Source organism: Niallia circulans, assembly GCF_003726095.1.
Taxonomy (GTDB): Bacteria; Bacillota; Bacilli; order Bacillales; family Cytobacillaceae; genus Niallia; species Niallia circulans_A.
Genome location: NZ_CP026031.1, coordinates 3,075,929 through 3,099,454, shown reverse-complemented (window position 1 = coordinate 3,099,454; position 23,526 = coordinate 3,075,929). Strand labels below are relative to the sequence as shown.

Below are 23,526 nucleotides of genomic sequence, written 5' to 3'. Positions count from 1 at the left end.
TGTTACAGGATTGCTATGGTTTTTTTACCTTTCTGCAAAGAGCAGGAAGAATTGTCTTAGTAAATACTATATAGGTGTGGCACAGGATCAAAAATTGTTCTTTCAACAGCTTAAGCATTAAATTAAATTAAATTAAATTGTATTAAAGTACATTCCAAGAATCTCCTAACCAAAAGTTATTGTTAATACCATTGAGTGCATAGATACCTTGCGTAAAGAAGTAATCTCCGTAAATTAAGCCAGTATCTAAATTTTTTTTCTCTGGCCAATGACTTGTTCCGTGAATAATGAGTGCTTGATTTTGATCATCTTCTATTGTTGCTGCGTGTTCGTATAGTCGTTTTAATAAGTCCCTTCCGAAAGCTAAGTAAAATCTTTTTTCCTCCAAAGGTGCATATTGGGAAATTAATAAGGTGCCACAAGCAGCTATTGCAGAAGCAGAGGAATCTCGATAGTCATATTTCGTTCCATCAGTATGGGAAGGAATTCGAAAATCCCAAAGAGGAATAGGGTCATGTTGCAGGTGTAACGCGAAATGGTTCGTTACTTTCATTGCACTAGATAAGTAGCGTTCTTCTTTCGTATAATGATAGGCAATCGCAAAACCAAATATAGCCCAACTACATCCACGAGACCATGAACTATTTTTTGAATACCCCTGACCGCCAAGTTTTTCTATTAATTCACCTGTTAAAGAATTAAATCTAACCATTTGATGAACAGAACCATCGTTCCGAATAAAGTGCTTTAAGACCATATCGCAATGAGCTTTTGCAGCCACCATAAAGCGAGGATCACCGGTTTCTTCAGATGCCCAGAAAAGCAATCCCATATTCATCATGCTGTCAATGATAACAATGCCACTATTATCATTAGTCCCATGCCAATTGTTCCATGCTTTAAAGAAATGACCAGCACTATTAAAACGTGCGAGCAGCATATTAGCAGCAAGAAGTGCTGTATTCTTCGCTGTTTCATCAGCAGTTATTTGGTATCGGGCTAAGCTCGTGAGTGTCCACATAAATCCTATATCGTGATCCACTTTGTTTGGATTATTTAATAAGTAATCCATCTTATGCTCAAGCTGAATGGCTAAATTCTTGAAAGCGTATTCATTAGTCGCGTGATAGACATTCCACAAAATCCCAGGCCAAAATCCTGCTGTCCACCATTGAGGGCTTTCCTTATCATACTTACCCTGCTTTGTTGCATGAGGGAAGGATGCACCAATATCGATTGCATTTTTGGTCGTTTTCCTTTCGATAAAAGCACTAGCTTCCTTAATCCATTTGTCCATAAAATGTACGTCCTTTCGAAATTCGAGTTTGTTTCAAGTGGAAGAAGATGGTGTTTGCTCAAGATAAGAAAATGTAAATATTTTGTTATAATGATAGTTTACTACTTTTACTAAAAAAAACAATGCGTGATTTTAAAATGAACCCTTATTTATCAATGATAATTGTTGATTGAATCTGATCTTTAGGATTTTTTATGTAATAATCAAAAGTAAAAAACAGAAATTTTTGTAGTATTTGTACTAAAAAAACATTATAATTCAAAAAAGAATCAATGGAGGTGGATGTAATGCTTAAATTAAGTATCAGTGATAAATATGGAAATATAAAAAAGGGGAGGAATGATTATGAAGAGGAAAGTCACAACTTAGAAAGTGCTGGAGATACTATGTGCTATATTGCTTCCCAAGATTTTATATTTGAAGAGGGGGATGAGATTAATATATTTGTAGCACAGAAAAATCAATATTTGATGGTTAAGCTAGATGAAAGTCTGGATAGTACAATTGTCTTTATTCCAAGTCATAGCTGGACGTACAGAATAAACATGGAGCAAACGGCAAAAGAGGCAATGCCAGATCATCGTTTTAAGAGCAAAAGACATTATTTAGGTGTTAGATATGCGACAAATGAAGAGATTAGAAGATATCAGAATTGGGCATTAAATCCTCATGATCAAAAGGAGTTTTCAGGAGCTTATCCTCATGCGAGTGCAAATGTAGAAACTAGAAATGATGCAACATTCTTTGCGTGCAATGCAATAAACGGAATATATGCAAATAATAGTCATGGGTCCTATCCGTACCAATCTTGGGGAATAAATCGGCAGTCTGATGCAACATTGACAATTGATTTTGGTAGATTGGTTGAGGTAGATAAGATTGGTATAACAATCAGAGCAGATTTCCCTCACGATAGTTATTGGACCGAAGTTACCTTGCTATTTTCAGACGCATCAAGCGAAACATTCAGCTTGCAGAAAAACACAAGTCCACAATTTTTTTATTTTAAAAAGAGAGCGGTAACATATGTTCAATTAACAAACTTGGTCAAAGCAGAGGATGAGTCACCGTTTCCTGCTTTGACCGAATTTGAAGTATATGGAATAAATAAATTATAAGGAAGCAATTTTCCTTATTCACGTGGTTTAGCGGTGGAAGCCCTTTTGATTAATTCAGTAGTTAATATGATTCTGCGATCTATTTTTGGAGCGGAAATTCTTTGATTCAATGTCTCCATACCGATTTCCCCCATTTCTTCTGTGAAAATTCGTACGGTTGAAAGGGGAGGATTGGTATATTGACTGAACGCTAAGTCATTGATGCCAATAATAGAGATATCCGCTGGTATTTTTATATTATTTGCAGTTAACACGTTCATAATGCCAATAGCCATAGCGTCATTACCAGCAAGGATAGCAGTAGGAAGATTTCCCCCCATTTTGCCAAAGCTTGTCTAGCTAGATCTGTACCAGTTTCAGCTGATAGGTAAGTATTTGTTGCAACGAAAAAATATTTTTCGTCATAATATCCCAAATGTTTCATCATGTCTATGTAAGTGTTCGTTACTGGAGTGCGGTACGTACGATAGCCATATAAATTATTACTTTCTTCTGCACCTATAAAGGCTATTCTTTTATGTCCAAGTTCGAGCAGATGCTGCAATGCTAATTCGGCAGCATAAGAGAAATCGCTATTAACAGTATCGAAGTTGTTTAAAGGAAAATTTGTGCCGACAAAAACCACATTGTCATTTTTTGATAGTATCTTATCAATCGTAATTTTATCGAATTTTCCGATGCAAAGTACTCCATCAACATTGCTTAAAGAATCATTTAGATCAGAGTATTTCATTAAATAATAGCCAAGTTCTTGGGCTTTTCTTTCGGCTCCTATTCTTATAGACATATAATAAATATCATCTAACTCTTGTTCGCCAATACGCCACTGTATAATGGCAATGCTTTTTTGCTTTGCTTTTTGTTCCGCACTTTTCTTTTTCTTTTGTTTGTATTTTGTGTAGTTTAATTCTTCCGCAATTTCAAATATTTTACGTTTTGTGTCCTCCGTTACGGATAAATTTTTGTCCTGATTTAATACGCGAGAGACGGTAGAAATGGAGACACCAGCTTTTTCGGCAATATCTGTAATAGTGGCCATATGTAAATTCCTTTCAGTAATTCTTTTAATATAATAATATCTGAACTTTAGGAAAAAAACTACGATGTTTCCTGTTTATTTAGTCAAAAAGGAGAGGGATTTGGTTTTATCAATTTCTGAGCCAGATCAATGATAGAAAATTTTTAATGGAATGGAGAGTTTTACTTATGACGAGAAGAAAATGGTTAGAAGCAATGGATAAGATCGCATATCCAGTAATTAAGGCATTAAGTGAAGAGAAATTACATCAAGAATTGCCAACAGATTTTCATCCCGATCGTAAATCATATGGAATGTTAGAAGCTTTTGGACGAACGATGACTGGTATCGCTCCGTGGCTTGAGTTAGATTCTATCTCGGAATCGTCAGAAAGAAAGATGCAAAAGAGATATCGACAAATGGTTCTTCTGTGTTTAGATAAATCAACAAATCCATACTCTAAGGACTACATGAACTTTACCGACCCGGGTCAACCACTAGTTGATGCTGCTTTTTTAGCTCATTCGATTATTCGTGCGCCGAAACAAATTGGAGACGCGCTTCCAAAGTATGTGCGAGAAAATATTATTCTAGCACTAAAGTCAACGAGAAGAACAATGCCTCCTAATATGAATTGGAATCTTTTTTCTGCCATGGTAGAAGGAGCATTATATGTTCTAGGAGAGAAGGAATACGATTTGCTTCGAGTAATTTATGCTATTAGACTATTAGACGATTGGTATGTAGGGGATGGCGTTTATGGGGATGGTCCAGTCTTCCATTGGGATTATTACAACAGCTTTGTTATACAGCCGATGGCAATAGATTTATTAAATCTATTCTATCACCAAAGTAAAGAGCTGGAAAATTATCAGGAAAAAATGCTGCCAAGATTCATTCGTTATGCAGCAATTCAAGAAAGAATGATAGGACCTGATGGAACTTATCCTGTGATTGGCCGATCTAGTACATATCGATTTGGAGCATTTCAAGCTTTAGCTCAATCAGCATTGCAACATGCCTTGCCTGCTACAGTCACTCCTGCTCAAGTCAGATGTGGGTTAACAGCTATAATGGAAAAAGGAATGCAAGCACCTGGAACCTTTGATGAAAAAGGGTGGTTGTTACCCGGAGTATATGGACATCAACCTGCATTAGCGGAATCTTATATTGGCATTGGAAGCTTATATCTCTGTTCAGCAGTGTTTTTACCACTGGGATTATCTGAAGAAGACGCTTTTTGGAATGATCAGGATGAAGAATGGAGTAGTAAAAAAATATGGCAAGGGAAAGAGGGTGCGATTGATCAGAGCATTTAGAAGATTAAAGTGAGTCCAAACGAACGGTAAACGATTATTCGTAATATTGGCGTTTTTTTTGATGAACGTTTTTAAGGGGAGGTTTTCACCTCTCCTTTTTAGTCGTCTATTGTTCAGTATGTAACCAAACCCTAAATTAAAAGGGCTCTTCTTTATCTGTATAGTAAAACTTAAAATCAATGTTCTGATTATAATTTCCGAAGCCTTTACCGAATAGTGTGCATCCACCGACGTTTTCGGCATCTTCTTTGACTTCTATCCGAAGACTCCATACGCTTTTTTCAAGAGCAAGGCGATTAAAAGAAATCCATGTAAGCTGTTTTCCGTTTATCCAAACTCCATAATCAGTAATTCTAATTTTTAAATTCGTACCATACTGATTAAGTTTTGGTGACCACCAGTCTGGATTGTACTTTCCTTTCGTGTCAACGAAATCACCAGGGCTAGTCCACGTACCAATTTCCACATTATTCAAGGAAAATGTTATATCAGATGGCCAGACATTATTTCCCCCAGGAAATTCAGAGGAGATTTCTAAGTTTATATCAACCATTTCTAATTTATCTGTATTCTTTAAAGGATTAATGATTTTATATTCGAGAAAGCCTGTTGTAAACCATAATATTGCTGCATTAAATCGATCAGTATCCATAAAGTATTTAGGTTCGTCATACTCCCCGATAAGATGTTCTATACTGGCGATTCCGCAAGTAGGGGTAATAAGGTAATCGACATATTGTCCAATAGGAATAGAGGTTTCGTAAAATTCGAAAGCTTGAAATATTTTCTTTGGAAATTCAATTTCTATTAAATCGACTTTTAATATCGACTGCTTTTGTAGACCAGCCTTCCCAGGGATTTTTTCGGTTTTTATCACACCGGATTCCTCTAAGATTTTAATATGTTTTGCAACAACTGGATTACTCAAACCAAGCTCGTGTGCTAATTCCTTAACATTCATACGTTTGGTAGAAAGTAGTTTAATAATTTTAATGCGAACAGAGCTAGCGATAGCCTCAAGTATGGGCAGCGATTCTTCTGATAAGGTTATTTTCATTTTTGTTTTCCTCTTCTCCCAAAAAAAGTTAGTAGTAAGACTAATCGATCACAAGGATTATTCGATAATACAGAAAAAATAGTTATCTTTTAAAGTAATGTGTCAGAAAAAGTTAATCTTTGCCTATTATTTTACTAAAAAATTATTATTTTTGCTATTTACTTTTAATTGGTAAAAGCTTATCATAAAAACATGAAAGCGGAAACAATATTGTTAAATCAAAATATATATTGCAGTCCGAAATCATAATTAGCTTACTTTTTTTAGTAAAAAAGTTATTCTTTCAGTATGAGTAAGGAGAAAAAGTAAAAATCGGGAGGTCTCAACAAATGAAAAAATGGAAAAAACTAGGGTTTTCAGTATTGCTTGCTTCCACTACTCTCTTATCTACTGCCTGTGCAGGCGCCGCTAATTCTGATGCAGACTCAGGCGACGGCAAAACGACAATTGAATTTATGCATTGGGGCGGAGATGAAACTTTTGAAGGAGTTTACCAAGAAAGAATTGAAAATTTCGAAAAGGAAAATCCTGATATCAAAGTAAAAACGATAACCGTTGCCGATGATTATGATACAAAGCTACAGACCATGATTGCTGGTAAACAAGCACCGGATGTAGCACAAGTAGCAGAAAACGGTTCTGGTTTTGCATCCAAAAATGCATTTATAGATTTGACCGATAAAATTAAAGAAGCAAATATCGATATTGCAGCAACATGGGGAAGTGCTATTGATCTTTATACATTAGATAATAAAATTTTTGGTATACCAGATCGTGGCGGCTCTTCCCTTTTATACTACAATAAAGTTTTATTTGATGAAGCGGGAATTGAATATCCAAATGAAAATTGGACAATCGATGATTATTATAAGGCTGCAGAAACCTTGACAAAAGACACTAATGGTGATGGTGAAATTGATCAATGGGGAAGTACAGCAGGTGACTATCAATTAATTTGGGGCAACTTCCTGCGAGCAAATGGCGGAGCTGTAATCGAGGATGGCAAAGTTGTAATTGATTCAGCAGAAAACCAAGCAACCATCAAAGCGTATGATGAAGCTTTTAAAAAGTGGAGTGTCTCTTATCAAATTGCCGAAGATAAAGTTAACCGTTTTCAGGCAGGGCTTGTCGGAATGAATATGACAGGATTCTGGGATATGAATAGTAATGCAAAAGTAATTGGAGACAAATTTGATTACGGAATTGCCCCTATGCCGATTGGAACAGAAAAAACATCTTGGTCAACTGGTAGTGCATTAACTATTTCTACTCAATCTAGTGAGAAAGAACAAGAAGCATCTTGGAAGTTTATTGAATATATGGCTAGTGAGGAAGCGCAACAATTAGTAGGAAAAGGTTTGTATGACTGTCCTGCAAACTTAAAAACCTTAAATTCCGATGAGTTCTTAAATCAAAAGGTTGAAGGTCATGAGATTGATTTAAGTGCGATTCCGGTTGCCCAAGAACGTGTCGTGATTGATGAATTATTAATTGGTCCTTGGTATTCAGAAGCGACAACAGAAGCGCGTGCGAAAATTAAAGAAATGCTACTAGGGAACTTAACTCCTGAAGAGACTCTTTCTACACTGCAAAAGAATTTAACTGATATTGTTGCAAAATATTAAGTTAGTAGAGTGATAACTACTATGTGTGAGCGGTTTCATGGAGGGATCCTCACACATATCTCATGAGGGAGGCCAGAATGATGGAAGTGAAATTGGCAGAATCTACAATGTCCAAAATATCTAGTAAAGAGCACCGCGTTAAAATGAATAGAAGATGGTTCTTTATTTTCATCTCTCCATGGTTAATTGGGTTTCTTGGATTAACAGTAGGACCGATGATTTATTCGTTTATTATGAGCTTTACAGACTGGGATATGCTAACAAAAATGGAGTTTGTTGGACTGGAGAATTATATCAATCTATTTAAAGACCAAATATTTCTTCTAAGTGTAAAGAATACGTTCATTTATGCACTTATGAGTGTTCCGGTAAGCTTATTGGTTTCACTTGGTATGGCATATTTACTTAGCTTTAAATTAAAAGGCATGAGATTCTTTAGAACCTTATATTATCTACCTGCAATTGTTCCTATCGTTGCCAGCTCTATTTTATTTACCAATATTTTAGCTGCAAATGGATTGTTAAATAAAGTATTGGGTTACATTGGTATTGATGGTCCGGCTTGGTTACTTGAAAAAGGAGCTGTACTATATGGATTTGTCTTACTAGCACTGTGGGGTGTGGGAGGTACGATGGTTTTATTGCTTTCCGCCATTAACAGTATTGGGGACGAAATGTATGAAGCGGCAATGATGGAAGGAGCAAGCCGTTTGAAAATGTTTAGATCGATTACAATACCGCTGATTTCACCAGTTATCTTCTTCAATTTAATTACGGGGATTATTGGATCCTTACAAACATTCACCCAAGTGTATTTATTAACAGATGGTGGACCAGATAACGCCAGCTCCATGATTGTTCCTTATCTTTATAAAAATGCATTTTCCTATTATCGAATGGGATATGCTTCCGCGATGGCATGGGTCTTATTTGCGATCATTTTGGTTCTCTCCTTGATTGTCTTAAGATCATCCAAGATGTGGGTATTCTACGAAGAGGAGGTTAAATAATATGTTAGATAGACATTTAAATTTGCCGAAGAAAATAGTGGTGTACCTAGTACTTTGTTTCTTTGGTTTCATATTATTTGCCCCATTTTTATATATGGTTTCGATTTCGCTTGCGTCTCCGGAGACAAACATCATACAAAACTTCACCTTCTTTCCAAAGGAGTTTTATTGGAGAAATTTCATAGAACTATTTTCTAATATATTTGGGGGATCTCGCCCGATAGGGTTATGGTTCTTAAATACCATGTTTGTCGTTATTTTAAGTATTATCGGGCAGATATTTTCAAGTTCATTGGTAGCATACGGATTTGCTCAGATGAAATATAAGCATAAGAACAAATATTTTCTATTATTGTTAGCGACAATGATGCTTCCTGCTCAAATAACACTGATTCCAGTTTTTGTTATCTTTAGAAACTTAGGTTTATATAATACGTTGTGGCCGTTAATTATTCCACAATTTTTTGCTTCAGCATATAACGTTTTCTTTACAAGACAATTTATGACTGCCATTCCTGGTTCTCTTTATGAAGCAGCTGAGATGGACGGATTAAATAATTTTGGTATCTATCGGAAAATAGTATTGCCCCTCATCATGCCTGCGCTGGCGGCAATTGCCATCTTTACTTTTAATCATGCTTGGGGAGATGTAATGGGCCCATTAATTTATATTTCCGATTCAAGTAAATTTACCTTAGCTTTAGGTGCTGCGAATTTATCAGCATCCACAAACCCTACAGGTACACTTAATACGTCTCTTGTTATGTGTTTATCATTGCTTTTGTCAATACCACAAATTCTGTTGTATTTCTTTGGTCAGAAATATTTGTTCCAATTGAAATTGGGTGTAGGTAGCAGTGGAACGAAATAAGAAAGGAGTCACCTATGAAAAAAGACGAGTGGTTATACAGACTCTATCATTACTCTAGTTACTTTAACTATATTATTTGGTTATTTGAAATGAATATGCTCTTTTTGCTCATGAACTTACCATTCGCAGTATTAATTTTTATTTTGGATATACGCCTAGGGACTTTGCCTATCCTTTATCTTTCATCGGTGACTCTCGTTCCTTCCACCTATGCTGTTATTAGAACGTTGAAAGATGTTACAACTGAGCCGAAGGTTATGAAGAATTTCTTTATTCATTTAAAAATAGGATATAAAAGACTTTTGAAGCTGTCTTTAATATTGCTGTTTTTTTTATGGATTATGGTCGGAAATATCTTTATTACTGCACAACTGCCAAGACTCCAAGTACTTTTTTGGTTAAACATCCTTTTTCTATTAGTTCTTATTACATTTACGATTAACTTCCTAATTGTAATGGCGAACTGGAAGCAGACGATTAAAGAAACAGCCATCTTAACTATTAAATTAGCAATAGTAAAGTCTATAAGAAGTAATTTGAATTTTTTAATTTTGATAGGAACCTTTATTTTATTGAAACTATTTCCAATCTATTTATTGATGTTTGGGGCATCGGTAGCTATTCTGTTATGTATGATAAATTTTAAACCAGTAATAGACTTTGTAAATCGAGAAATAGAAGAAGCAGCTTAGAAAGAAATTATCTCAAGAAAGAAGTACTGTTTATCTGCGGAAATGGGATATCCAAGGTCTTTTTACATAGAGTATATTGAAGTGGTTAATTTATTCTTCTGTTATTATCATACTGTTGAAAACGTTATCAATATTCTTGAGGTGAAAATTATATGACATTTTTATATTTTGCTAAGACTCCACCTATGGGGTGGAACAGCTGGGATTGTTATGGTGCGTCTGTTAGAGAAGAAGAAGTGAGAGAGCATGCTTTATTTATGAGCAAGCATCTTAAATCATATGGATGGGAGTATATTGTAGTAGATATTCAATGGGCAGAGCCAGCTGCCAAATCGACTAGATATAATCAATTTTTCCCTTTGAATATGGATGACTATTCTAGATTAATTCCGGCAGAGAATCGCTTTCCTTCCTCTAGTAATGGACAAGGTTTTAAAGCTTTGGGGGAATATATTCATCAATTAGGATTGAAGTTTGGCATTCATATCATGCGGGGAATTCCTAGACAGGCTGTTCATCAAAATACGGCTATTAAAGGAACGGATAAACGAGCCAGAGATATTGCGTTGAATAATATTTGTCCTTGGAATTCGGATATGTATGGCGTAAACGTTGATTTGCCAGAAGGTCAGCTGTACTATGATTCGCTAATAGAGCTTTATGCTTCATGGGGTGTAGATTTCATTAAAGTGGATGATATCGCTTATTCAAGATTATATGATGATGCCCATAAAAAAGAAATTGCAGCAATTCGTAAAGCGATTGATAAAACCAAGCGACCGATTGTTCTTTCTTTATCTCCTGGTCCTGCACAGTTGAAAAATGGAACATTTTTGCAGGATCACGCCAATATGTGGAGATTAACGGATGATTTCTGGGATCATTGGGATGCGTTATATCGAATGTTTGATCGAGCAGCTGAGTGGGTTTCCTATGTTCGCCCGGGAAATTGGCCAGATTGCGATATGTTGCCATTGGGCCATATTGGGATTCGGGCTGTGGATGGAGGAGGGGGAGATAACTGGACAAGGTTTACAAAGAACGAACAGTATTTGTTGATGACCTTATGGACCATTTTCCAATCCCCATTAATGTATGGTGGAACATTGCCGGATATTGATGATTTTACTCTAAGCTTATTTACAAATGAAGAAGTACTAGATATGTATCGAACGCTGACATATCGTCGACAAGCTTATCGAGATGATAACTGGATCGTTTGGGAAGGACGAAGTGAACATAATGAATATATTGCCCTCTTTAATGTGGGTGACTCTAATCTTGAGATTCCTAGTGAGCTATCTAATAGATTTATTGGAGCGAATAAAGTAGTGAGAGATTTATGGGGGAATAAGGATACCTGCTTGGAAAAACAAATAGTAAATGCTCACGGGGCAATATTAATTAGAAAGTAGCAACATGGAATGTCTGCATATCATTGTCATCTTAAATTCTATAAACTGCTGAACAGTCTGCATTTCTAGCAAAATTACAGCCTTACTCTGTTAAAACAGTTAATAGTTTTTAAGGTGGTTCTTCTGAATTCCCTATTAACTCTACCATTTTAAGTAACCTACAAACAGCAATTGCCGCAGCTCTATCATGCCTGCCACACCAGTCACAAGTCAGTTTACTAGATGATTGAAAATCAACTAGAATCAAATCACTTTTTGCTTGGCAGAGAATCCATGAAGAAACATCTCCTGCATCTTGGTCACTGTGTGTTTTTAGATATTCCCTCCTATTTGCAAAAAGAAATAGAGAAGTACAAAAGGGCAAATACAATATTTTACTACTTAAATAGAGAGGTGTATAAAAATGAAGAGGTTTGAAATAAAGGATGATTTTTATCTAGATAATCAGCCATTCAAAATTATATCAGGTGCCATCCATTATTTTCGGGTGGTTCCAGAGTACTGGTTAGACCGCTTGGAAAAATTAAAAGCATTGGGCTGTAATACGGTAGAAACTTATGTTCCTTGGAATTTACATGAGCCGCATCAAGGAATATACGATTTTGAAAAAAGATTGGATGTACGTAAATTTATTCAACTAGCTGGTGATTTAGGCTTGTATGTGATTCTTCGTCCAGCTCCATATATTTGTGCAGAATGGGAATTTGGGGGATTACCGTACTGGCTGATTAAAGATCCAAGTGTGAAAGTTCGTTTTGAGAATCCGAAATTTATGGAAAAAATTAGTAGTTATTTTGCGCATCTTTTTCCTCAAGTTGTAGATTTGCAAATTACAAATGGCGGCCCTATCATTTTGATGCAGGTAGAAAATGAATACGGTGGATATGCCAATGATAAAAATTATATGGAGAGAATGGCGGACATGATGAAGAGTCATGGCGTAAATGTTCCGTTCGTCACCTCTGACGGACCATGGGGAGATATGTTAGAAAATGGTTCTATCCCGGAAACGGCTTTACCAACTATTAACTGTGGGTCAAAAGTGAAGGAACATTTTAAACGACTTAGAGCATTTCATGGCACAAAAAAACCACTAATGGTGATGGAATTCTGGATTGGTTGGTTTGATGCATGGGGAGATGTCATTCATCATACGACAGATGCAGAGGAATCTGCACACGAATTAGCCGATATTTTAGAAGAAGGATCAGTGAATATTTATATGTTCCATGGGGGGACAAACTTTGGCTTTACAAGTGGTGCCAATTATTATGAGAAATTGGCGCCAGATGTGACAAGTTATGATTATGATGCATTACTTACAGAATGGGGCGATATTACACCGAAGTATCGTAAATTTCAAGAAGTAATTGCAAAATTTACCACTATACCTGAAGTGCGTTTTTCAACAGAAATAGAAAAAATTGCTTATGGTGAATTAAAGGTACGGGCTAAAACATCCTTATTCCATAACCTTGATAAATTGAGCAAGAGGTTCCATCATAACTATCCACTGACAATGGAGGAGTTGAATCAAGGGACTGGATATATTTATTATCAAAGTCAAATTGGTAAGGCACGTCCAATTGAAGATTTTCGCTTGATTGAATGTATGGATCGAGCACAAATTTTTATTAATGAGAACCATATAGCCACGCAATATGATTTAGAAATAGGACAGAAATTAGAATTTGAATTAACAGAACCAAAAAATCAATTAGGCATTCTAGTGGAAAATATGGGGAGAGTCAATTATTCCGTAAAAATGAATCATCAAGAAAAAGGAATTCGGGATGGGGTAATCATCAATGGAGCTTTTCAAAGTGAATGGGATATCTATTCTTTACCCATGGATAATCTGAATAAATTAGACTTTGAAGCAACCTGGCAATCCGGGCAGCCAGCTTTCTATCAGTTTACATTTAATGCTTCGACTATAGGAGATACATTTATTGATTTAGAAGGATGGGGGAAAGGCTTTATAACCGTCAATGGGTTCAATATAGGTCGATTCTGGGAAAAAGGACCGCAGCAGCGTCTTTATATTCCAGATCCTCTCTTAAAGCAAGGTATTAATGAAATTATTGTTTTTGAATCAGAAGGTAAGGTTGGAGAGTCGATTACATTAACAGATTTGCCCAAACTTAGCAAAGACTAAGTGATCATGTTAGTAAACGACTTTTTATAAAACTAAAGTTCTTTATAAGTCCAAAGGAGGGAACAATGATAATTAACTCAAATAATTTGATGAAGATTGCCGCTCTGACTTTCATTACACTTTTTTCTCAGTACTTTATTGGACAAGAAGTATTAGCAAAGGAGAATTCCATTGATGATGCATTGATAGCAAGCTTTCATTTTGATGATCCGGTGAATGGGATTGTTGGTTCAGGAGCAAAGGCTGAAGTTCAAGGGAATCCTGTTTATGTAGATGCCCCACGTGGAAAAGCAGCAAAGCTGAGTGAAACCTTTTGGCTTCAAGTCAAAAAGAAAAACGGTAAGCCATTATTAAAAAGTAAAGACGAAATAACTATTTCTTATAATAGCAAACCGGAAGGAGGAAATGGTTGGGTATTTTATGCTTCCAGCGATGAAAAAACACAATCTTACCAACAGGAGCGTTATTTAGGGATAATGGATAAAACCAGTGATGTTATAGTAGAACGATACTATAATAAAGGTGCTCGACCAGGGAATAATCTAAGTGCCCCATCCAGTACTTCTTGGAAACATATTGATTTAGTAGTGAACAAAAATAGAACAACTATTTTTGTAGATGGTATACAGCAGGATACGAAGGAGAGTACGTATAAACTAAAAGATATTTTATCGGAGACTGGAGGAATTATTCAATTAGGAAAAGCGAATTGGGGCAATGGAGAGTACTTTCAAGGATTAATTGATGATGTGAAAATTTATTCAAGAGCTCTAACAGAGGAAGAAATTGAAACGAGTTATCTAGCAAGTGTAAAAGAAAGCCTAGCAGAAATTTATAATGAATATAAGGATACAGAGAAGGGAACCTTTACGGTAAGCACTTGGAATAATATAACTCGAGCTTTAACAAATGCTGAAGCACTCCTTGCACAAGAGCAAATAACCATTCAAGACATAAATAGGGCTAAAGCACAAATAGAGCAAGCTTTTCAATATGCAGCGCACGTTCGAGAAACAGTTGATTATTCGGAACTTGGAATCCCTGTAGGAGATACATGGTTGGATACAGAAGGAAATCATATTCAGGCACATGGGGGAGGCTTCTTACAACAAACAGCCCCGGATGGTAAACCAATCTATTATTGGGTTGGAGAGAATAAAATACACAATAGCGCAAACTTTTTTGCAGTGAGTTTATATTCATCAAGAGATTTGGTGAATTGGCAAAATGAAGGAAATATCTTGGACCAATTTTCGGAAACAGTACCTGGTGCTGAATTAGGATTACAGTATAGCAAGGTGGAACGGCCAAAGCTCCTTTATAACGAAAAAACAAAGAAATATGTATTATGGGGACACTGGGAGGATGGAAGTGGCTATTCCTCCAGTCAAATAATGGTGGCAACAGCTGATAAACCTGAAGGCCCCTATGTATTTCAAGGACATTGGCGTCCGGGAGGAACCGAAAGAAACTGGAGAAATAATAATGGATGGTATACAGATGAAGAATATTTTAAAGCTGGAGATAGGGAGCAAATACCAATCTCTGAACAAAACGATCCACAGAAATATGGTTATGTTTCGAGAGATTTCACTGTATTTCAAGAAGGAGATACCGCATACTTGATTTCTTCTGAAGGACATTCGATGAGAATCCACCGATTAAATGACCGTTTTGATGATGTAGACTTTACAACATATCCATTTTCATCATCAGATAGCAAAGATCCAGTCTTTGAATCCTATAACTTCTATGAAGGAGTTGGCCGAGAAGCTCCTGCCATCGTTCATGTGGAGAATGACGGATATTACCTAGTGACATCCGGTCAATCTGGATGGCTGCCAAATCAGTCAACGGTAGGATATACAAACGATATAACAAATCCCGATGGATGGACACCGCTAAAAGGAAGCGATGGACTTATCTTAGAGCATGCTGCACTTGGGAACAATAGTACGTATTATAGTCAATCTACCAATATTATGACGATCACTAAGCAAGATGGAACAAAACAATATGTATATATGGGAGATCGTTGGAATTCGAAGCAACTGGGCGATTCTAGATATGTGTGGCTGCCGTTAACGATTGACAGAGAAAATCATACTGCGTCCATGAAATACGCCACTGGCTGGAAAGTGAATGTGGAAGATGGAAATATCAGCTTGCCAGAAGGAATATCATTAGTTTCACAGGGGAAAACAGCATATGGTTCAAATGAAGAAGACCTTGAAAGACCAATTGAATTAGCGAATGATGGATATGATTTTAATTTAAGGACCTCAGGAGATAATACACATTGGTATCGCCCAGGTAATGCCCCATTTGATTATACTGTCGATTTAGAAGAAGCGTATGACCTTTCTAGAATAGATATTGCATTTCGATTATATAATGGATCGGAAATGTATTATCAATACAAGGTGTATGGTTCTAATAATAATGAGAATTGGGTTGAAATAGCGGATGAGTCCCAAAATACATGGGCAGGGTTTAAATCAACCCCTTTAAAAGGCAAATTTAGGTACGTTCGTCTATCAGTATCTGCAATAAAGCGTGTGAATGATAATAGTAATGGGAACTGGGCTAATGGGTTAGTAGAAGTGCAAGTATATGCAAAAAACGATAAGGAAAATGTAACGAAAGCAGAGTAGAAAAACACATACTGTGTGGATTATGAACAAAAAGACCAATCGTGGGAAATCCCGCCAATTGGTCTTTTTCCTGGTCTAGCATAGTACTATTTTGATAGCTGTCATAGGATAAGATTATTTATCTAAATACTCTCCTAAAAAAGATTCTCCATTTCGGTAAAAGCGTGGATCATAAATGCCGATTCTATTGTCGTCATCTACTACAACTACAAATGGCGACCATCTGTATAATGTTGCAGCTGCAGGATTTTCTGCAAATAGGTAATCAAGGTCCACTTCATCGCTTGAAGTAAGTCTGTCCACAAATTTAGCTTTTGTTAGAAGGGAATCATTAATGATATCGACCGTATCAGCATTTTTTCCGATAATGGTAAAATGCCAAGGGATAAAGCTGGCAGACAGCGCGACATCCTGATAATCCGTTTTATAGTTTTGGAATAAAATAGCACCCTGAAGAGATTGGATAGCGACATGAAGTGCAATTAGAATCCAGCCAATACGGAATAATACATGAGGATTTACTTTAGAATAAACTTTGGAACCAATAAAGGTTAGTAAAAAGATAAACCATATCACCAAATCCACAATCGGAACTGTTCCGAAAGTTAAACGAACAGATGAAAATGGTTCGAGATAACCTGTTCCCCATGCGTTGAATACATCACTAGTATTGTGGATGAAAACGGCGAGAAGGGCAATATAGAATGATTGAAATCCTTTTATTTTAAAAGCAAAACGGCTGATCATGTAAAAGATTAAAGCCCATATAGGAGCTAGAAAAATAGAATGGGTAATGCCTCTATGCCACATCTGATACTGTCCTGTAGTGTCCCAGAGCTGGGAGATAACATCAATATCAGGGATTTGGCTAGCGCCTATGGATGTAACAAGCAGGGCATATTTTTCTTTTCTAGTCATTTTTTCTTTATTAACACTTTTATAGATTCCTATACCAAATAAAGTATGTGTAATAGTATCCATATTTCCCCCGTTCTCACAATCAGTCCTTTAGTTTCTCCAATATTTCGATAAATAGTTCATTTTTGGTGGATGCTCTTTTATTCATTTTGACAAGGTGATACATTACAATGATAAAAAAGAAAATCCAAGTAAATAGCTGTACAATGAAAGCAAAGTCAGCATTGACGCTAATTTCTATACGGAATATCCCTGGGTGTTGAATGAAATACAACAGGATGCCAGCGAATAGAGTAGAAAAAATGGCCATAATGGTGGCAGGAAGGGAAACTGAGTTTCTTTGTGCCTTAAAGTAAGCTAGTAAGAGTTCTCTTTTTTCCTTCTCGAGTTTAGTGAATGCCTGTTTGATAAGCTCAAGGTTGTCTAAAAGATTATACTTCGGTTTAATGTCTTTCAAAAGATTTTGTTCCAGTCTTCTGCCGCCGTTTCCTCCATCATCAACCCATTCTAACAAACTTTTATAATGCTTCTTTTTCCAGCTTGTTTCACTATTAGACAGCAGATGCAAGAAGCTATCTAAAAGAAACATAATAAAAACAGAAAGAAGGATGGAGAAAATGCCATTGATGGTGGTTGGATTTAACACTTCCAGTGAACTGCCTATTGCCAGTCCCGCAAATAACACAACAAAAATAAAAGTAGCCCATAATATCCTGTTCATATAATCATCACCAATACATGTATAATTTAAGTAATCTTTAACTTTACTTCCATTATAGCAAGTTCTTGGTGGGAAACATAGAGACGTTCTTCTGCTTCCTCAAAAATAGAAGTGGAGAAATGTCCCATACTTATCATCTATTAAAAGAAGATCCTTACAGTTTCACAAACTGCAAATAAAAAAAGAGAATCCCCACAAAGCAAATTGTGAGAACTCTCTCTTGTACGTTCTATCAAGGGGTTAAAACAGAAAAGTTTTTCCTTCGCCAAAAATGACATCACAAGAAATGTCCTTATACTTCAAAGGAAACAACTTTGCCTTCGTTTACTGCAATTAAGCCGTGGTCTGTTATTTTTAGGGCTGGGCTTACTGGCAGGGACAGGGTGCTTAATGACATGATTACATTATAATGTTCGTAACCTAATGACTTTAAAGCATCTGTTAATTCTTCTACCTGTGATGCTATTACTTCTAAAGGTTCTTCCGATAGAATGCCTCCAACTGGTAGTGGCACCATGGAGAGGATTTTTCCATTATAGACACAGCAGATGCCGCCTTGGTTTTTGATTACTTCATTTGCAGCGAGCTGCATATCTGCTTTGTTTTTTCCGACTACTAATAAGTTGTGATTATCATGGGAGTAGGTGGTGGCAACAGCACCCTTTTTTAAAATATCTCCGCCAATTAAGCCATGTGCTTGATTGTTATTTTTCCCATAGCGTTCAAATGTTTTCACTAAACAATAAGCACTATTCATCCATTGTAGTTTGCCTTCTTCCACTGCAAGTGTATCTTGTCTTTCTTCTGTAAAAGTAGAGCCATTTTGTACATGAATCGTACGGACAGTCACCCTTTTTTTCTTTGTTTCGATAGGTACTTCAAAATCCTCTGCTTTTAAGGGAGCAAGCTTTACACTTTCATAGAAAGAGGCAGGGAATTGTTTGGAGACCGCTCTTTGCACATAAGGGAGGTCTCGGTCAAAAACTTTTTGGCCGATTTTATATACAGCATCAATGGAAAAGTCTGCGACATTACTCACCATTACAAAATCAGCTATTTTACTTGGGGCGATAACGCCTCTATCATACATTCTCATCCGCTGTGCAGGAGTATAGGTGCAAGCATAAATGGCGTCCTCCATGGACATTCCCATAGCAATAGCTTTCTTTAGCAAGACATTTAAGTGGCCTCTTCTTTGAAAAGAATCTGCCATTACATCATCTGTCACAAAACAAAAATGTTCTTTAACTGGATTTGCACTAAGATAGTCGATCACTTCTTTTGTCATCGATTTTTCTTGAATTTCTAAAAACATGCCAATTGCAATTCTTTCCATCATTCCTTCCACTGTCTGGTGGGTATGATCGGAGCCGACGCCAGCAAAAGCAATTCCTTGTAACTCATCATCTAATAGCTTAGGAACATGGCCTTCAATTATTAGTTCAGGATAGTTGCTGCGAACAAAGTCGAGAATTTGATTGGTTTTGCAATCTGGCTTTGTGAGAACATCATAGTAATTCATGATTTCGCCTAGGCATTTGATGGACTCTGTCTGCAGCAATTCTTCGATATCCTCTATTTCAATTGCGCCGCCGGTTGTTTCCATTGCAGTAGCGGGAACAGAGCTCGGAATGCCATAAAACATATCGACCACTTCATTTTTGCTTGCCTTAATCATTTCTTTTACCCCGGCAATTCCAAAAACATTGGCCATTTCATGGGGTTCTGGAACGATAGTTGTTACTCCATTCTTTATTAATCCATAGGAAAAGGTTGCAGGTGTAACCATCGTACTTTCAATATGCAAGTGAATATCAATTAAGCCTGGAATGATATAATTTCCATCAGCGTCAACCGTCTCTTTTGCTTGGAAAAATTCTCTTCCCTTTTTTCCGATATAAAAGAACTTTCCATCTTTAATCGCGATATTTTCTTTTCTAAATTGTTTAAAATAACTATTAAACACAATTCCGTTCAAAACGAGTGTATCTACTTGCACGAAAAACCCTCCTCTATTCCACTAGTACCATTTGATTCTGTGGAATAATTACCGTTACTTCTTGTCCGTTTTTAAATGGCTGAACCATTTCTTTATTAATCGTGAAATCACCGAGGGCTGTTTCTACCACATATTGATAGCTTCTGCCAAGGAATGTCGTAATTTTAATGATTCCCTTCATTCCATTCGTTGGGATAGCATCTATGCTTGGCTCCATCATAAAATCATCGGGACGAATGGCGCCAACTTTTTTATTGCGATTTTCCATATGTGCATGTCGATCAACCTTGAAGATCAATCCAGCCTTTTCAAGTTCGATATGATCCTTGTGATCTGTCCGTTTATCAAAAGAAATGAAGTTTTTAAAGCCGATAAAGTCAGCAACGAACTTTGTTTCGGGATATTGATAAATGGTCGCTGGGTCGCTCAACTGTTCAATGACTCCTTTATTCATAATGGCAACTTGATCTGAAATCGAGAAGCATTCTTCTTGGTCATGGGAGACGTAAACAGTAGTGATTCCTAGTTCTTGCTGAATTCTGCGAATCTCTACTCTCATATTGACCCTAAGGTTTGCATCAAGGTTACTTAGTGGTTCATCAAATAATAGAATATCAGGTTCGATTACTAAAGCTCTTGCGATTGCCACACGTTGTCTTTGACCACCAGATAGCTCGCTGGGAAATCGTTGTTCAAATCCCCTTAAGTTAACGATCTCCAGCATATTTAAAACGCGTTTCTCGATTTCCTTTTTGTTGATTTTTCGTAATCGCAAGCCAAATGCAATATTGTCAAAAATAGATAGGTGAGGAAAGAGCGCATAGTTTTGAAAAACAAAGCCGAAATTTCGTTTGTTCACAGGAACCTTTGTATAATCTTTACCTTCAAAAATAAATTTTCCTTTACTTGCTTCTAAAAATCCTGCAATTAAGCGCAATGTCGTTGTTTTTCCACAGCCGCTTGGACCTAACAGGGAAACAAGCTGTCCTTTTTCAATACTTAAATTAAAATCTTCTAATATATTTTTCTTTTCATATGCTACGGATACATTTTCTAAAGTAAATAAAGCCATTTTTATCCTCCATTATCTTTTCGTGAAATAAGACAATCCCATTAATCTTTCCACTACAAACATAAAGATAGCAGTTAAGAACATTAATAGAACAGAGATGGCTGCAACAGTAGGATCAAAATAATTCTCTACATAAAGCAGCATTTGAATAGGGAACGTACTGACACCGGGTCCAGTCATATAAACCGAAATATCCACATTGTTGAAGGACTCTAAAAAAGCAATCATGACAGCGGCGATAATGCCAGATTTAATGTTTGGCAATACAACACGAAAGAATGTACCAATTCGATTCGCACCAAGACTAAGTGCCGCTTCTTCTATGGAAAAATCAAAGTTTGCCAGACTAGAAGAAATGACGCGAATAATAAATGGCAGCATGATGACTGTATGACCGATAAATAAGGATAAATAAATAGGAAGGTTATAGGTCACAACAATATAGCGCAAAAACGAGAAACCTAGAACGATTCCTGGAATAAGAATCGGAGAAACGAAGATAGCATTAATGATCCCTTTGCCAGCAAAGTTAAAGCGGCTAAGCGCATAGGCTGCTGGTACACCAAGTAGTAATGCTAAAATGTTTCCTGCTATGGATACAATAATGGATGTTTTAAAGGTGCTTAAAAACATTTCCACTTTAAAAATATTCTCATACCATCTAAGGGAAAACTCTTCTGGAGGGAATTTCAGAATACTTCCACTCTCAAAAGAGGTAATCGATATTATTACAAGCGGCCCAAGTAAAAAAATAAAAACAAGGATCGTAAACAGGGCCAATCCTCTATGTTTTTCCTGCATACACGTTTACCCCTTTGGATTTAGTTTTTTCGCAACACCATTCATGATCGAAATAATGATAAAGGTACAAATAATCATTATAGTTGCCACAATAGAGGCAAGTTTCCAATCATTTAAGGTAATTGCATTTTGATAAAGAAAAGTGGAAATAACCCGTTGTTTTCCACCGAGCAAAGCAGGTGTAGTATATGCGGTAAAGCTGCCCACAAATACTAAAATACTTCCAATCACAAGGCCGGGAACACATAATGGCACAATGATTTTCATAAAGGATGCCATTTTGGAAGCACCAAGACTTTCTGCTGCGCGCAGTAAATCATTGTCGATATTCTCCATTACACCAACAAGCGTTACGATAATTAATGGAAGAAAAAGGTGAACTAAACCGATAATAATTGCATTAGGCGTATATAAAATATTTAAAGGTTCTTGAATAAGCCCTAGACTCAATAACGTTTTATTTAACACACCATTTTTCCCAATAATAATCATCCAGCTAAAGGAACGAACAACGGGACTTGTCAGCAATGGAAAAATCGTGAATAACAGGAGAACCGCTTTTCTTTTGCTAGGAAGCTTCGCGATATAATAGGAAACGGGAAATCCAATTAAAATACAGATAAAAGTTGTGAGTAAACTAACGCGTAAAGTAGTAAGAAGGATATCGATAAAGTATTTATCTTTAAAAAAGTCGATATATCCTTGCAAACTAAAGGATCCTCCGTCATTAAAGGTTGTCCCCATCATTGAAAGAATGGGTATTACTAAAAATATTGTTAAAAATAATACTCCTGGCAGTAAAAGTAAATATAAATATCGTTTCTTCAAGACGTCACTCCCTTTCCTCAAAGTGACCATTCAAAATGTCAATAAACATCTGGAAGAAGGCATCAGCATCTACTTGTAAGGAAATATGTAAATTTGCTTCTCTTTGTAGACGATTTTGAAAATCACAGACGAGCTGACCATCACATAATTCACTTCTTGTTTCAACATCGACAAAATACTTTTCTGTTTGTACTAGGCCTTTATTGAGGGCAATTCCTACAGCGAGTGGGTCATGCATAGCGCAAGCATGGACTCCGTACCGGTTAAAATATTTTTGTTGATAGTCATTTGTACTTTGAGCAATATAATCTTGTAAAGATTTATCCGTTATTAAATGAAGATGATCTTTCGTTAATAATGCTTTTCTTGTTACATCTAATCCGACTTGCGTGATAGCAGGAAAGCCTGCATGTAAGACGATTTTTACTGCTTCGGGATCGACATAGCTGTTAAATTCAGCAGTTGGCGTTACATTACCTGGACCTTTTACAACCCCACCCATAAAAATAACTTCTTTCACATGATTCGTAATTTGCGGACATTTTTTCACGGCTAAGGCTAAATTGGTTAAGGGGCCAGTAAACACTAATGTTACTTCGCCCGAAAAGCTTAAAATGGAATTGATTAAAAAGTCGGGAGCGAAGCCATCACTCACTGGATGAGTGACAGCTGTCTCCTTTAGTGCTCCGCCTAAACCATCTTCTCCATGTATGCGATGTTCGAAGAATGGTGCCCGTACGAGGGGGGTGGCAGCTCCTTTTATTACTGGAATATGATCTGCTTTTACTAAATCTAGTATTTTGCATGTGTTTGTTGTTGCTTGGTCCAGGGAGACATTGCCATTAACAGTTGTAATCCCTAGAATATCAAATGCTTTGCTTTTCACGGCTAGTAGAATACCAATTGCATCATCAATGCCAGTGTCTACATCTAATATCAGCTTCTCTTTCATG

20 protein-coding genes are annotated in these 23,526 nt (G+C 36.5%); 9 read left to right on the top strand and 11 right to left on the bottom strand.

All coding sequences use genetic code 11. The annotated features are described in order from the left end of the window. Positions 1 to 142: 142 nt before the first annotated feature. A complete protein-coding gene (locus C2I06_RS14880) occupies positions 143 to 1,297 on the bottom strand; it encodes a glycoside hydrolase family 88 protein (RefSeq protein ID WP_095329789.1) in 1,155 nt (384 codons plus the stop codon). 287 nt (positions 1,298 to 1,584) lie between these two features. Between C2I06_RS14880 and C2I06_RS14875 the strand changes: the two genes are divergently transcribed. Then, positions 1,585 to 2,415 (top strand): hypothetical protein, encoded by an 831-nt coding sequence (locus C2I06_RS14875; protein WP_123258322.1) that lies wholly within the window; start codon positions 1,585 to 1,587, stop codon positions 2,413 to 2,415. 14 nt (positions 2,416 to 2,429) lie between these two features. Here the strand turns inward: C2I06_RS14875 and C2I06_RS25310 are convergent, their stop codons facing one another. Beyond that, positions 2,430 to 2,690, bottom strand: coding sequence for a substrate-binding domain-containing protein (locus C2I06_RS25310; RefSeq protein WP_206427971.1), 261 nt, complete (start codon positions 2,688 to 2,690; stop codon positions 2,430 to 2,432). Continuing rightward, the gene (locus C2I06_RS14870) at positions 2,672 to 3,454 is read right to left on the bottom strand and encodes a LacI family DNA-binding transcriptional regulator (RefSeq protein WP_206427970.1); all 783 of its coding nucleotides are present in this window, start codon (positions 3,452 to 3,454) and stop codon (positions 2,672 to 2,674) included. The genes C2I06_RS25310 and C2I06_RS14870 overlap by 19 nt, the downstream gene beginning before the upstream one ends. Positions 3,455 to 3,621: 167 nt before the next feature. Here C2I06_RS14870 and C2I06_RS14865 point away from each other — a divergent pair, with 167 nt between their 5' ends. Continuing rightward, positions 3,622 to 4,752 carry a DUF2264 domain-containing protein gene (locus tag C2I06_RS14865; RefSeq protein ID WP_249928227.1) on the top strand — a complete coding sequence of 377 codons (1,131 nt, stop codon included), beginning with the start codon at positions 3,622 to 3,624 and terminating at the stop codon, positions 4,750 to 4,752. Between the two features lie 136 nt (positions 4,753 to 4,888). On the opposite strand, the gene C2I06_RS14860 is transcribed toward C2I06_RS14865, so the two are convergent. Further along, complete coding sequence (locus C2I06_RS14860) at positions 4,889 to 5,809, bottom strand: ArsR/SmtB family transcription factor (protein ID WP_095329792.1); 921 nt, start codon at positions 5,807 to 5,809, stop codon at positions 4,889 to 4,891. 329 nt (positions 5,810 to 6,138) lie between these two features. Here C2I06_RS14860 and C2I06_RS14855 point away from each other — a divergent pair, with 329 nt between their 5' ends. From C2I06_RS14855 to C2I06_RS14820, 7 genes are all read left to right on the top strand, one after another. Next, entirely contained in the window at positions 6,139 to 7,434 is a 1,296-nt protein-coding gene (locus tag C2I06_RS14855; RefSeq protein WP_123258320.1) for an ABC transporter substrate-binding protein, read from the top strand. 77 nt (positions 7,435 to 7,511) lie between these two features. Further along, positions 7,512 to 8,444, top strand: a complete 933-nt coding sequence (locus tag C2I06_RS14850; protein ID WP_235850254.1) for a carbohydrate ABC transporter permease — start codon at positions 7,512 to 7,514, stop codon at positions 8,442 to 8,444. A gap of 1 nt (position 8,445) precedes the next feature. Beyond that, positions 8,446 to 9,315, top strand: coding sequence for a carbohydrate ABC transporter permease (locus tag C2I06_RS14845; RefSeq protein WP_095329794.1), 870 nt, complete (start codon positions 8,446 to 8,448; stop codon positions 9,313 to 9,315). Positions 9,316 to 9,329: 14 nt separating this feature from the next. After that, positions 9,330 to 10,007 (top strand): hypothetical protein, encoded by a 678-nt coding sequence (locus tag C2I06_RS14840; RefSeq protein WP_095329795.1) that lies wholly within the window; start codon positions 9,330 to 9,332, stop codon positions 10,005 to 10,007. 152 nt (positions 10,008 to 10,159) lie between these two features. Continuing rightward, a complete protein-coding gene (locus tag C2I06_RS14835; RefSeq protein ID WP_095329796.1) occupies positions 10,160 to 11,422 on the top strand; it encodes a glycoside hydrolase family 27 protein in 1,263 nt (420 codons plus the stop codon). Positions 11,423 to 11,825: 403 nt separating this feature from the next. Continuing rightward, a complete protein-coding gene (locus tag C2I06_RS14825; RefSeq protein WP_123258319.1) occupies positions 11,826 to 13,580 on the top strand; it encodes a glycoside hydrolase family 35 protein in 1,755 nt (584 codons plus the stop codon). A gap of 65 nt (positions 13,581 to 13,645) precedes the next feature. After that, a complete protein-coding gene (locus C2I06_RS14820) occupies positions 13,646 to 16,234 on the top strand; it encodes a LamG-like jellyroll fold domain-containing protein (protein ID WP_249928226.1) in 2,589 nt (862 codons plus the stop codon). Between the two features lie 114 nt (positions 16,235 to 16,348). Here the strand turns inward: C2I06_RS14820 and C2I06_RS14815 are convergent, their stop codons facing one another. The 7 genes from C2I06_RS14815 to C2I06_RS14785 form a co-directional block, all read right to left on the bottom strand. After that, positions 16,349 to 17,215, bottom strand: a complete 867-nt coding sequence (locus tag C2I06_RS14815; RefSeq protein WP_123258318.1) for a metal-dependent hydrolase — start codon at positions 17,213 to 17,215, stop codon at positions 16,349 to 16,351. Between the two features lie 19 nt (positions 17,216 to 17,234). After that, on the bottom strand, positions 17,235 to 17,873 hold the full coding sequence (locus C2I06_RS14810) for a hypothetical protein (protein WP_095329801.1): 639 nt from the start codon (positions 17,871 to 17,873) through the stop codon (positions 17,235 to 17,237). Between the two features lie 292 nt (positions 17,874 to 18,165). Continuing rightward, positions 18,166 to 19,872, bottom strand: a complete 1,707-nt coding sequence (locus C2I06_RS14805) for an adenine deaminase C-terminal domain-containing protein (RefSeq protein WP_095329802.1) — start codon at positions 19,870 to 19,872, stop codon at positions 18,166 to 18,168. A gap of 13 nt (positions 19,873 to 19,885) precedes the next feature. Further along, complete coding sequence (locus C2I06_RS14800; RefSeq protein WP_095329803.1) at positions 19,886 to 20,944, bottom strand: ABC transporter ATP-binding protein; 1,059 nt, start codon at positions 20,942 to 20,944, stop codon at positions 19,886 to 19,888. Between the two features lie 12 nt (positions 20,945 to 20,956). Continuing rightward, positions 20,957 to 21,745 (bottom strand): ABC transporter permease, encoded by a 789-nt coding sequence (locus C2I06_RS14795; protein ID WP_047944426.1) that lies wholly within the window; start codon positions 21,743 to 21,745, stop codon positions 20,957 to 20,959. 6 nt (positions 21,746 to 21,751) lie between these two features. Beyond that, entirely contained in the window at positions 21,752 to 22,573 is an 822-nt protein-coding gene (locus C2I06_RS14790; RefSeq protein ID WP_095329804.1) for an ABC transporter permease, read from the bottom strand. 4 nt (positions 22,574 to 22,577) lie between these two features. Continuing rightward, positions 22,578 to 23,525, bottom strand: coding sequence for a nucleoside hydrolase (locus C2I06_RS14785; RefSeq protein WP_095329805.1), 948 nt, complete (start codon positions 23,523 to 23,525; stop codon positions 22,578 to 22,580). Between the last annotated feature and the right edge of the window lies 1 nt (position 23,526).

Coding starts and splice junctions, on each gene's coding strand:
- C2I06_RS14880 (WP_095329789.1), bottom strand. CDS start 1,297: ATGGACAAATGGATTAAGGAAGCTAGTGCTTTTATCGAAAGGAAAACG.
- C2I06_RS14875 (WP_123258322.1), top strand. CDS start 1,585: ATGCTTAAATTAAGTATCAGTGATAAATATGGAAATATAAAAAAGGGG.
- C2I06_RS25310 (WP_206427971.1), bottom strand. CDS start 2,690: ATGGCTATTGGCATTATGAACGTGTTAACTGCAAATAATATAAAAATA.
- C2I06_RS14870 (WP_206427970.1), bottom strand. CDS start 3,454: ATGGCCACTATTACAGATATTGCCGAAAAAGCTGGTGTCTCCATTTCT.
- C2I06_RS14865 (WP_249928227.1), top strand. CDS start 3,622: ATGACGAGAAGAAAATGGTTAGAAGCAATGGATAAGATCGCATATCCA.
- C2I06_RS14860 (WP_095329792.1), bottom strand. CDS start 5,809: ATGAAAATAACCTTATCAGAAGAATCGCTGCCCATACTTGAGGCTATC.
- C2I06_RS14855 (WP_123258320.1), top strand. CDS start 6,139: ATGAAAAAATGGAAAAAACTAGGGTTTTCAGTATTGCTTGCTTCCACT.
- C2I06_RS14850 (WP_235850254.1), top strand. CDS start 7,512: ATGATGGAAGTGAAATTGGCAGAATCTACAATGTCCAAAATATCTAGT.
- C2I06_RS14845 (WP_095329794.1), top strand. CDS start 8,446: ATGTTAGATAGACATTTAAATTTGCCGAAGAAAATAGTGGTGTACCTA.
- C2I06_RS14840 (WP_095329795.1), top strand. CDS start 9,330: ATGAAAAAAGACGAGTGGTTATACAGACTCTATCATTACTCTAGTTAC.
- C2I06_RS14835 (WP_095329796.1), top strand. CDS start 10,160: ATGACATTTTTATATTTTGCTAAGACTCCACCTATGGGGTGGAACAGC.
- C2I06_RS14825 (WP_123258319.1), top strand. CDS start 11,826: ATGAAGAGGTTTGAAATAAAGGATGATTTTTATCTAGATAATCAGCCA.
- C2I06_RS14820 (WP_249928226.1), top strand. CDS start 13,646: ATGATAATTAACTCAAATAATTTGATGAAGATTGCCGCTCTGACTTTC.
- C2I06_RS14815 (WP_123258318.1), bottom strand. CDS start 17,215: ATGGATACTATTACACATACTTTATTTGGTATAGGAATCTATAAAAGT.
- C2I06_RS14810 (WP_095329801.1), bottom strand. CDS start 17,873: ATGAACAGGATATTATGGGCTACTTTTATTTTTGTTGTGTTATTTGCG.
- C2I06_RS14800 (WP_095329803.1), bottom strand. CDS start 20,944: ATGGCTTTATTTACTTTAGAAAATGTATCCGTAGCATATGAAAAGAAA.
- C2I06_RS14795 (WP_047944426.1), bottom strand. CDS start 21,745: ATGCAGGAAAAACATAGAGGATTGGCCCTGTTTACGATCCTTGTTTTT.
- C2I06_RS14785 (WP_095329805.1), bottom strand. CDS start 23,525: ATGAAAGAGAAGCTGATATTAGATGTAGACACTGGCATTGATGATGCA.